Raw genomic sequence first — 9,833 nt, forward strand, 5'->3', positions numbered from 1 at the left:
CCCTGTGGGAGAGTAGGACACCGCCGAACAAATATTGAAGAAAACCCCGCACCTCACGGTGCGGGGTTTTCTGCGTTGTGCCTCCGTCTAAGCTCGTACACATGCGCTACGACCTCGTCATCTTCGACAACGACGGCGTCCTCGTCGACAGCGAGCCGATCTCCAACCGGCTCCTCGCCGCCCATCTGACCGAGCTGGGACACCCCACCTCCTACGAGGACTCCATCCGCGACTACATGGGGTCGGCGATGCACCGGGTGCACGACCTGGTCCTCGAGCGCACGGGCAAGCGGCTGCCGGACGACTTCGACGACGTCTTCCACTCCCGCGTCTTCGCGGCCTTCGAACGGGACTTGAAGCCGGTGGCCGGCGTCACGGACGTACTGGAGAAGCTGACGGCGGACGGGACGCCGTACTGCGTCGCCTCCTCGGGGAGCCACGAGCGGATCCGGGTGGGACACCGGACCACCGGGCTCGACCGGTGGTTCGACGACGAGCGTGTCTTCAGCTCGCAGGACGTGGGGCGCGGCAAGCCGGCGCCGGACCTCTTCCTGTACGCGGCCGAGCACATGGGGGTGCGGCCCGAGCGGTGCGTCGTCGTCGAGGACTCCCCGCTCGGTGTGCGGGCCGCCGTGGCGGCCGGGATGGACGTCTACGGGTTCACTGCGATGACACCGGCCGAGCGCCTCACCGGCGCCACCCAACTGTTCTCCGACATGGGCGAGTTGGCCGACCTGCTGGTATGAGGGCCGTCATGACCGGCGCCACTCACGCGGCACTGACATTTGTCATGCGGAGCTCCGGACGATCGTTTCTACTGCCGGCACCCCCCGTTCCGCGAAGCTGAACGCATGACGACGAACACGAAGCGCGCGAACCTCGCCCCCCTCCTGGTGGACGTTGCGGTGCCGGTCGGCGGGTACTACCTGCTCAAGAACGGTTTCGGGATGAGCACGCTCGCGGCCCTCGGCTGGAGCAGCGTGGTGCCGGCCCTGCGGACCGCCTGGGGCGCGGTCAAGGAGCGCACCGTGAACGGGCTCGCGGCCCTCATCCTGTTCGTCAACGTGGTCGGGCTGCTGCTCAGCCTGGTCTCCGGCGACCCGCGGCTGATGCTCGCCAAGGACAGCGGGGTCAGCAGCGCGATCGGCATCGGCATCCTGGTGTCCGTGGCGCTGGGCAGGCCGATGATGACCGCGGCCATGAAGCCCTGGGTGGTCAAGGGCGACGCGGGACGTGAGGCGGCCTGGGCGCGGCTGGCGTCCGGCTCGGCGCACTTCCGGCGGGCGGAGAGGATCTTCTCGCTGGTGTGGGGTGCGGTGCTGCTCGCCGAGTGCCTGGTGCGGGTCGTGGGCGCGTACACGCTGCCCGTGGACACCATGGTGTGGCTCGGGACCGTGATCATGGCGGCCGCGATGGTGCTCGGGTTCTTCCTGAGCGGGGCGCTCGCCGCTGGCCCGATGGCCCACATGGTGATCGCCGAGGCCAAGGGCTCCGAGAGCACCGCGGGGATCCCCGCCCTGGCCCACGCGTAAAGCTGAGCCAAATTCATCTTTGGCCGGATCTACCCACAGGTAGCCAGGGGCCCTACGCTCGCCGCCATGACAGATGTGCTGCGGCGCGGCAGGGCCTCGCTGGCGTTCAGCTTCTTCGCGCAGGGCGCCACCTTCGCGCTCCTCGTGACGCGCATCCCGGCCATCCAGGACCGCTACGGTGTCTCGGACGCGCTGCTGCCGGCCTTCCTGGCGGCCGTGCCGATCCTCGCCGGGGTGGGCAGCGTGACCACCGAGCAGCTGGTGAAGCGGGTCCGGCCCAGCCGTCTGCTGCGCTGGTCCCAGCCGGTGGTCCTGCTGGCCCTGCTCGGCGTGGGCGCCGGCGGCCAGATGGCCGAACTGGCCGTCGCGCTGGCCGCGTTCGGGCTCGCGGTCGGCGCGCTGGACGCCTCGATGAACATGCTCGGGGTGAGCCTCCAGCGGACGTACGGCCGCAGCATCATGCTCAGTTTCCACGCCGCCTACAGCCTGGGCGGGATCGTGGGCGCCTCCCTGGCCTGGGTGGGGGCGCACTGGCACCTGGCGCTGTGGGTGTCGTACCTGCCGGTGGTGGCGGTGCTGCTGCCGGCGGCCCTGGTCGGCAGCCGGTGGTACGTCGACGACGACCGCGGCGCCGTACCCGGTGGAACCGTAGGCACCGCGGACGGGTCCGCCGTCGGCGGTGCCCTCGTCTTCCGGATGTTGCTCCCGCTCTGCCTGGTGATGACGTTCGCCTACATCGGGGACTCGACCGTCTCCAACTGGAGCGCCAAGTACCTCCAGGACACGCTGGGCAGCTCCGAGCAGCTGGCGACGGTGCCGTACAACGTCTACATGGTCACGACCCTGCTGGGGCGGGCCATCGGGGACTTCGGGGTGCGGCGGTTCGGGGCCGTGGCGGTGGTGCGGCTCGGGGCGCTGGTCGCGGCACTCGGGTTCGCGGTGGTGGCCGTCGCCCCGGGGGCCTGGGTGGGCATGCTCGGGTTCACCCTGCTGGGGCTGGGCCTGTGCGTGCTGGTGCCGCAGACCTTCGCGGCCGCCGGGCGGCTGTTCCCGGGTGCGTCGGACGCGGCGATCGCCAGGCTCAACATCTTCAACTACGTGGGTTTCCTGATCGGCTCGCCGCTGGTGGGCGCGCTCGGCGACGCCTGGAGCTACCGCGGGGCGATGCTGGTGCCGATGGCGTTGGTGCTGGTGACGTTGGTGTACGCCAGGTCGTTCGCGCCGCGGGCGGACCGATACGGTGGCGGGCATGAGCGGCCGCGCACAGCTGATGTGGGACGAGGCAGTAACGGGCTATGACTTCGGGCGGGACCATCCGATGGATCCCGTCCGCCTCGCCCTGACCCGGAAACTGGTCGCCGCCCTCGGGCTGGACCGGGAGGCGCACCTGGTGACGGCCAAGCCGGCCGGGGAGTCCACACTGCGGCTGGTCCACCGTGAGGACTACATCGACGCGGTGAAGGCGGCGTCCGCGGATCCGGGCTCGGCCGACGGGTCGTACGGGCTGGGGACGCTGGACGATCCGGCCTTCGCCGGGATGCACGAGGTCTCCGCGCTGATCGCGGGCCAGTCGGTGGGCGCGGCGGAGGCGGTGTGGCGGGGGGACGCGCTGCACGCGGTGAACTTCGCGGGCGGGCTGCACCACGCGATGCCGGGCTGCGCGTCCGGCTTCTGCGTCTACAACGACGCGGCGCTGGCGATCGCGCGGCTGCTCGAGCTGGGTGCGGAGCGGGTCGCGTACGTCGACGTGGACGTGCATCACGGGGACGGCGTGCAGGCGGCCTTCTGGGAGGACCCGCGGGTTCTGACGGTCTCGCTGCACGAACACCCGCGAACCCTGTTCCCGCAGACGGGCTGGCCGGAGGAGACGGGGGCGGAGTCGGCGGAGGGCTCGGCGGTGAACGTGGCGCTGCCGGCCGGCACCGGGGACTCGGGGTGGCTGCGGGCGTTCCATGCGGTGGTGCCGGAGCTGATCGCCGACTTCCGGCCGCAGGTGCTGGTCACCCAGCACGGCGCGGACACGCACTTCGAGGACCCGCTCGCGCACCTCGCGGTGTCGCTGGACGCGCAGCGGGCGGTGCAGGTCGCCTGTCACGACCTGGCGCACGAGTACGCCGGGGGCCGGTGGGTCGCGCTGGGCGGCGGGGGATACGCGGTGGTGGAGGTCGTACCGCGGTCGTGGACGCATCTGGTGGGGATCGCGGCGGGGCGTCCGGTGGAGCCGGAGACGGTGATCCCGGAGAGCTGGCGGCAGGAAGTGTACGCGCGCACAAGGCAGTTGGCTCCGATGCGGATGACGGACGGCCGGTGGCCGGTGTCCTGGGCGGACTGGGAGGCGGGGTACGACCCTGCCGACCGGCTGGACCAGGCCATCCGGGCGACCCGGCGGGCGGCGTTCCCGCTGCGCGGACTGCTGCCGTAGACCCGGTGCCGTAGGCCGGGCACCGCCGTCCCGCCCGCCCCTCGCCCCTTCGCAGGCACCGCCGTTACGCCGACCGTGCGGTCTTCCCCGGTTCCGGGGACCTCGCGGGCCGGTGTCGGTCACCATCGCTTGCGTGGTGAGCACCGGCGCTCTGCGCGCCCATCTCCTGGCCGCCGGGCTGGCCGGTCCCGTGGCGACCACGCGGGAGGTGAGCCTGCGCAGCTACCGGCTGTTCGCGGCGCGGGACCCCCGGGCACTGATCGGTATTGACCCCGAAGGGCCCTGGAGACAGCGGGATCTGATCGAGCTCATGGCCAGGAAGTGTGGTGTTTCGGCCGATCCTGGGCATACGTCCGGCCAGGACGTGATCGACCCGGAGCTGACGGTGGCCGCCCTGGAGGCGTTCGCGGAGCGGCTGGGAGCGGCGGCCCGGCAGGGCGAGCCGGTACTCTTCGGCACCGGCCACCCGCACCGGCTGCTCGGTTTCTACGCCGCGCTGGCGGACGCGCTGTCGGCGGCGGGATGTGCCGTCCTCACCCCGGCGCAGGGTCGCTGTGTCGACATATTGACCCGGTTCGGTCTACGCACGCACAACCTCGCCTACGTACGGGGAGTCGCGCTGGTGAGGCCCGCCGGCCCCGAACGCCCCGGTTGTGAGCCCGGCGCACACACGCATTCACCGCTCCCGGTTCGGGTGGCGCTGGACGCGGCCGCCGACGCCGGAGAACCGCTGCCGAAGCTGGTGATCGGAGATCACGGCTGGGTCTGCGGAGCAGGTCAGCTGGGGTTCGAGGCCATCGGCCTGGCCGACACGGACGACCCCGCGCCCTTCGTCGGCCAGGCGGAGGGGCGCGTGTCGGTGGTCGTTCCACTTGATGACGCCGTACGGGCCGCCTACTACCGCCCGCTCATCCGCTACGTACTCAATCGAGCGTGTCTGTCACAGTAGGCCGCCGATGGGTGCACCTCTTCCCCACTCGCATCACCCGCCCCTAGTCTGGGGAGTGAGCACGCAGCGACGAAGAGTCACCGGAAGGGGAAGCCGGTGGCCGTCGAGTGCGGAAGGTGCAGGTGTGTCATGGCTGCAGCTGGCGAGAGGCCTCTGAACGAGGTTCAGTTCCTTACCGTGGCGGAGGTCGCCTCGGTGATGCGAGTGTCGAAGATGACCGTGTACCGGCTGGTGCACAGCGGTCATCTGCCCGCGATCCGGGTCGGGCGGTCGTTCCGTGTCCCGGAGCAAGCGGTTCACGAATACCTCCGCGAGAGCTACGTGGGGGTGGAAACCGCCTGACGGCGACCTCGATTTACGACCTCAGCACTCGGGCGGGTAGGCTAGCCCCTCGTAGGTCGTGTGGGCCCATGGCGCCCAAACACCGAGTGATGAGAAGTGAGCGAGGGTAGTCGTGGGCTCTGTTATCAAGAAGCGGCGCAAGCGGATGGCCAAGAAGAAGCACCGCAAGCTGCTCAAGCGCACCCGCGTCCAGCGTCGCAACAAGAAGTAGTGACGCCGGTCGCTACGAGGTAGCGCGACAACGCGAAAGCGTGTCCGTGGCCCCCCACCGCACAGGGTGGGGGGCCACGCGCATGTACGGTGACGGATTTCGTCACTTGGTGCAGCGAGCGGTCATCACAGCGCAACAGCGAACCGATAGGTTGGCCGCACGGGGGAACGCGGTGGTAGGCCAGGTAGCGGGACAACCAGGTGCGGGAAGGAAGGCGCTGATCTTGGGACAGGTCGTGCTCGTGACCGGAGTGGCCCGCCATCTCGCGGGCCGGTTCGTGCGGCGCATCCAGCGTGACCCTCAGGTCGACCGGGTCGTCGCCGTGGACGCGGTGCCGCCCGAGCACCATCTCGGCGGCGCGGACTTCGTCCAGGCGGACATCCGGCAGGCCGGCATCGCGCGCGTGCTCGCCGAGACCTCCGCCGACACCGTGGTCCACATGGACGTGACCGGCACCCCGCTGGGCAGTGGCAGCCGGGCCACGGTCAAGGAGACGAACGTCATCGGCACCATGCAACTGCTCGGCGCCTGCCAGAAGTCGCCGAGCGTCAAACGGCTGGTGGTGAAGTCCAGCACCAACGTCTACGGCTCCGCGCCCCGCGATCCGGCCGTGTTCACGGAGACCACCCCGGCCAAGTCCCTGCCCAGCGGCGGGTTCGCCAAGGACACCGTCGAGGTCGAGGGCTATGTGCGCGGCTTCGCGCGGCGCCGGCCCGACGTGGCCGTGTGCGTGCTGCGCTTCGCCAACATCCTCGGGCCCTCGGCGGACACCCCGCTGGCCGCGTACTTCTCGCTGCCCGTCCTGCCGACCGTGTTCGGCTACGACCCCCGGCTGCAGTTCGTGCACGAGGACGACGTGATCGAGGTACTGCGGCTCGCCGCCCACGAGGCGCGACGCGGCACGCTCAACAGCGGCACCTTCAACATCGCCGGGGACGGCGCGCTGCTGCTGTCGCAGTGCTCGCGACGGCTGGGGCGGCCCACGGTTCCGCTGCTGCTGCCCGCCGTCACCTGGGCGGGCTCCCTGGTGCGTACCCTGGGCATGACGGACTTCTCACCCGAGCAGATCCGGCTGCTGACCCACGGCCGGGTCGTGGCAACGGACCAGATGCGCGAGACGCTGGGCTTCGTCCCCAAGTACACGACCGCACAGACGTTCGCGGACTTCGTCCGCAGCCGCGGCCCCGGCCTGCTGCCGCCGGAGGCCCTTGCGGGGGCCGTCGACCGGATCGCGGCGCTGGCCCGGCGGGCCGGCGGCAACCCCCCGACGCAGAGCGCCAACTGAGGAGCGCAGCAACGATGGCGGACGCCAAGGTCATTCCGTTCGACGACGACCGGTCCCGCGGCGGCGGTGCGCAGCGGCCGGCGCGGCGCCGGAGCGCGGGGAGCCGGCGCTCCGGCGGCGAGCCCGCGGTGGTCCGCGAGGTCCAGCCCCTGCCCAGCAGGGCGGACGCGCAGGATGATGTCCCTGTGACCGGTGAGAGCTCCGAGGAGCGGCCGTCCCCCGCGCGGGGGACGCAGGGACCGCGGGAGCCGCGTGAGGCCCGTGAGGCGCACGAGGGCGACGGCGGTCTGGAGCGGCGCATCGCGAGCGGCCTGTCCTTCCTGCGCCGCCGGCTCACCGGCAACTACGAGGTCGACGACTTCGGTTACGACGCCGAGCTCACCGACCAAGTCCTGATGTCGCTGCTGCGGCCGGTGTACGAGAAGTACTTCCGGGTCGAGGTGAAGGGCGTCGAGAACATCCCCGCCAAGGGCGGTGCGCTGATCGTCGCCAACCACTCGGGCACGCTGCCGCTGGACGGCCTGATGATGCAGGTCGCCGTGCACGACAACCATCCGGCCGGACGCCACCTGCGTCTGCTCGCCGCGGACCTCGTGTTCGTGCTGCCGGTGGTCAACGAGCTCGCCCGCAAGCTCGGGCACACCCTGGCCTGCGCCGAGGACGCCGAACGGCTGCTGGAACAGGGCGAGCTGGTCGGAGTGATGCCCGAGGGCTTCAAGGGCATCGGGAAACCTTTCAGCGAGCGCTACAAGCTGCAGCGCTTCGGCCGGGGCGGCTTCGTCTCCACGGCGCTGCGGCAGGGGGCGCCGATCATCCCCTGCTCGATCGTCGGGGCCGAGGAGATCTACCCGATGATCGGCAACGCCAAGACGCTCGCGCGGCTGCTCGGCTTCCCGTACTTCCCGCTGACGCCCACCTTCCCGTGGCTCGGCCCGCTGGGCGCGATCCCGCTGCCGACGAAGTGGACCATCCAGTTCGGCGAGCCGATCCCCACGGACGGCTACCCGCCGGAGGCGGCCGAGGACCCCATGCTGATGTTCAACCTGACCGACCAGGTCCGCGAGCAGATCCAGCACACGCTCTACAAGCTGCTGGTGCAGCGCAGGTCGGTCTTCTTCTGAACGGTCCGGACGGCGACGGGGTCGCCGCTCCCGCCCTGAGCGGGAGCGGCGACCCCGTCGCCGTATGCCCTACTTCGCGTCCTCCCCGTTGATGCCGAGGCCCGGCAGCAGGCCCGGCAGGAGGGGCGGGATGGTGACGTCCGGGTTGCCCGAGGGCGACTTGGTCGCGGACGGCGAGGCACTGGCGCTGGAGTTGGGCGGGTCGAGCAGTCCGCCGGTGGTGCCGCCGATCAGCCCCCCGCCCTCGCTGCCCGAGCCCACCGACTTGCTGGGGCTGCCGGTGGACGTGTGAGCGCCGCCGGAGGCGGAGCCGCCGCCCGCGCTGGGCCGGGTCGACTCGCCGGAGGCGGTGGAGCCGGCGGACGACGACGGACCCGTGCCGTGCCGCTTGCCCGCGCCGCCGCCCGGGGCCGTGGGCTGGGGGAGCAGCGACTGGAGCGGGGCGACCTCCTGGTCTATGGCGTCGAACACCGACGAGACCTGGTTGCTGACGTCCCCGAGCTGGGCGGGCAGCTTCTGGCGCAGGTGGCCCCAGGCCTCGCGGTGGGCCCGCGAGAACGAGGAGAGGGCCTGGATGGGGCCCAGGGAGCCGGGGTCGCGCTCGTACGCCTCATGGAGCAGGCGGTGGCCCTCGGAGGCGTCGTGCTGCATGCCGGACAGGGTGCGGCGGATCTCGCTGAGCGACTCGTGGTCGAGGTGGCCGCCGCGACCACGGTCCATCAGCCGGCGGGCCTCGTTGAGCCGGGTCGAGGCCAGGTCGAGATAGGCCTGGCCCTGCTCGTCGGCGCCGTCGGTCAGGTAGTTGAGCCGGAAGTCCTCGATGCCGCGCTTGAGGCCGTACAGCGTGTCACCGGGGAGGGCGTCCGAGCTGGCGGCGGCCACGCCGCCGAAGGCACTCGCGGCCACTCCGACGCTGAGCCCGCCCGCGGCAAGGCCCTTGGTCAGTCGCGTACGCGGCCGCAGTTTCCCCAGACCGCTCGCCCGATGGGCCCCCTTGCCTCGATGCGATCGCCCGCCCGTCTCCCGCCACCGCCCTTCCAAGGAGGTCGCTTCGCTCCCCCTCTTCTGAACGGGCACCGAAGGGTCCGTAGCCTCGCCCGAGCCCTCCTGCAGCATGGCCTCCATCGCGGCCACCAGGCGGGCCCGCTGGACGACCTTGACCTCGGGGTCCAGCTCCGGCCGGGGCAGCGTACCGAGACCGGTCGCGAGGGCCAGCAGACGGCCCCGCTCGGTCTCTTCCGCAGCGGCCGCGGCCGGTGCCGGTCCTTCGGACTGCTCGGCCGCCGTGCCCCGGTCGGACAGCTCCTCCAGGGCCTGGGCGAAGGCGTTCGCCCGCCGGTGCGCCGATACGTTCGCGATCACTGGCGGCACCTCCTCTCGTCATGACGGTCGACTCCCCAGGGATCCTGAGGGTTGCACGTCCCGCGCCGGGTCCACACGATCGAGTGATCAGGATTGGCCAGGGCGTGACCACAGGGAGCCTGTATCCCGCACAACGAGCGGCTCGGCACTTGGGTTACGGACGGACGGGCATCGGATGAAGAAGTCAACGCACCGCGACACAACGTGAGTTGAGGATCGCCCTGGGTGGTCGGCGCCCGGCCGGGCCCCGCCGGTTCAGCGGGCGTCCTCCGGCAGGAGCCGGGCGAGGGTGCGCACGGCCCGGTACTGGAGGGTCTTGATCGCTCCCTCGTTCTTGCCCATCACCCTGGCGGTCTCGGCGACCGAGAGCCCCTGGAGGAAGCGGAGGGTCACGCACTCCTGCTGCTGGGGGTTGAGCCGCCGTACGGCGTCGAGCAGCGCGGCGTTCGACAGGTGCTCCAGGACGGAGTCCTCCGGGGAGCGCTCGACCTCGTTGGCGTCGAGCATCTCGCCGGTGGTGACCTCCAGGCGGAAGCGGCTGGACTTGAAGTGGTCGGCGACCAGGTTGCGGGCGATGGTGACCAGCCAGGCGCCGAAGTCGCGGCCCTG

At 71.3% G+C, this 9,833-nt stretch carries 11 protein-coding genes; 9 read left to right on the top strand and 2 right to left on the bottom strand.

Annotated features, from left to right (window positions below):
- Positions 1 to 101: 101 nt before the first annotated feature.
- The 9 genes from IE249_RS03095 to IE249_RS03135 all read left to right on the top strand — a co-directional run bounded on the left by IE249_RS03095 (position 102) and on the right by IE249_RS03135 (position 7,862).
- Positions 102 to 746, top strand: a complete 645-nt coding sequence (locus tag IE249_RS03095) for an HAD family hydrolase (protein ID WP_189703229.1) — start codon at positions 102 to 104, stop codon at positions 744 to 746.
- Positions 747 to 851: 105 nt separating this feature from the next.
- Positions 852 to 1,532 carry a VC0807 family protein gene (locus IE249_RS03100; RefSeq protein WP_189703230.1) on the top strand — a complete coding sequence of 227 codons (681 nt, stop codon included), beginning with the start codon at positions 852 to 854 and terminating at the stop codon, positions 1,530 to 1,532.
- Between the two features lie 66 nt (positions 1,533 to 1,598).
- Complete coding sequence (locus IE249_RS03105; RefSeq protein WP_189703231.1) at positions 1,599 to 2,831, top strand: MFS transporter; 1,233 nt, start codon at positions 1,599 to 1,601, stop codon at positions 2,829 to 2,831.
- Positions 2,782 to 3,954 (top strand): acetoin utilization protein AcuC, encoded by a 1,173-nt coding sequence (locus IE249_RS03110; protein WP_189703232.1) that lies wholly within the window; start codon positions 2,782 to 2,784, stop codon positions 3,952 to 3,954. The genes IE249_RS03105 and IE249_RS03110 overlap by 50 nt, the downstream gene beginning before the upstream one ends.
- A gap of 133 nt (positions 3,955 to 4,087) precedes the next feature.
- Positions 4,088 to 4,903 carry a phosphatase gene (locus IE249_RS03115; RefSeq protein ID WP_189703233.1) on the top strand — a complete coding sequence of 272 codons (816 nt, stop codon included), beginning with the start codon at positions 4,088 to 4,090 and terminating at the stop codon, positions 4,901 to 4,903.
- A 129-nt stretch (positions 4,904 to 5,032) separates the two neighbouring features.
- Positions 5,033 to 5,245, top strand: a complete 213-nt coding sequence (locus IE249_RS03120) for a helix-turn-helix domain-containing protein (RefSeq protein ID WP_004984898.1) — start codon at positions 5,033 to 5,035, stop codon at positions 5,243 to 5,245.
- 112 nt (positions 5,246 to 5,357) lie between these two features.
- Positions 5,358 to 5,456, top strand: a complete 99-nt coding sequence (locus IE249_RS03125; RefSeq protein ID WP_003948845.1) for a 30S ribosomal protein bS22 — start codon at positions 5,358 to 5,360, stop codon at positions 5,454 to 5,456.
- A 223-nt stretch (positions 5,457 to 5,679) separates the two neighbouring features.
- A complete protein-coding gene (locus IE249_RS03130; protein WP_189703234.1) occupies positions 5,680 to 6,741 on the top strand; it encodes an NAD-dependent epimerase/dehydratase family protein in 1,062 nt (353 codons plus the stop codon).
- 14 nt (positions 6,742 to 6,755) lie between these two features.
- Positions 6,756 to 7,862: a lysophospholipid acyltransferase family protein gene (locus IE249_RS03135; RefSeq protein WP_189703235.1), complete on the top strand. Its 1,107-nt coding sequence runs from the start codon at positions 6,756 to 6,758 to the stop codon at positions 7,860 to 7,862.
- A 69-nt stretch (positions 7,863 to 7,931) separates the two neighbouring features.
- On the opposite strand, the gene IE249_RS03140 is transcribed toward IE249_RS03135, so the two are convergent.
- Together IE249_RS03140 and IE249_RS35985 are read right to left on the bottom strand one after the other, a co-directional pair.
- Positions 7,932 to 9,224, bottom strand: coding sequence for a DUF5667 domain-containing protein (locus tag IE249_RS03140; RefSeq protein ID WP_189703236.1), 1,293 nt, complete (start codon positions 9,222 to 9,224; stop codon positions 7,932 to 7,934).
- A gap of 255 nt (positions 9,225 to 9,479) precedes the next feature.
- Positions 9,480 to 9,833 (bottom strand): sigma-70 family RNA polymerase sigma factor (locus IE249_RS35985; protein ID WP_229857376.1); only part of this gene is annotated, 354 nt, incomplete at its 5' end.

Source organism: Streptomyces anandii JCM 4720 (genome assembly GCF_014650655.1).
In the GTDB taxonomy this organism is placed as follows: Bacteria; Actinomycetota; Actinomycetes; order Streptomycetales; family Streptomycetaceae; genus Streptomyces; species Streptomyces anandii.

Bases quoted from the DNA above. Each gene is read 5' to 3' on its own strand.
- IE249_RS03110 (WP_189703232.1), top strand. From the start codon at position 2,782: ATGAGCGGCCGCGCACAGCTGATGTGGGACGAGGCAGTAACGGGCTAT.
- IE249_RS03105 (WP_189703231.1), top strand. From the start codon at position 1,599: ATGACAGATGTGCTGCGGCGCGGCAGGGCCTCGCTGGCGTTCAGCTTC.
- IE249_RS03120 (WP_004984898.1), top strand. From the start codon at position 5,033: ATGGCTGCAGCTGGCGAGAGGCCTCTGAACGAGGTTCAGTTCCTTACC.
- IE249_RS03100 (WP_189703230.1), top strand. From the start codon at position 852: ATGACGACGAACACGAAGCGCGCGAACCTCGCCCCCCTCCTGGTGGAC.
- IE249_RS03095 (WP_189703229.1), top strand. From the start codon at position 102: ATGCGCTACGACCTCGTCATCTTCGACAACGACGGCGTCCTCGTCGAC.
- IE249_RS03135 (WP_189703235.1), top strand. From the start codon at position 6,756: ATGGCGGACGCCAAGGTCATTCCGTTCGACGACGACCGGTCCCGCGGC.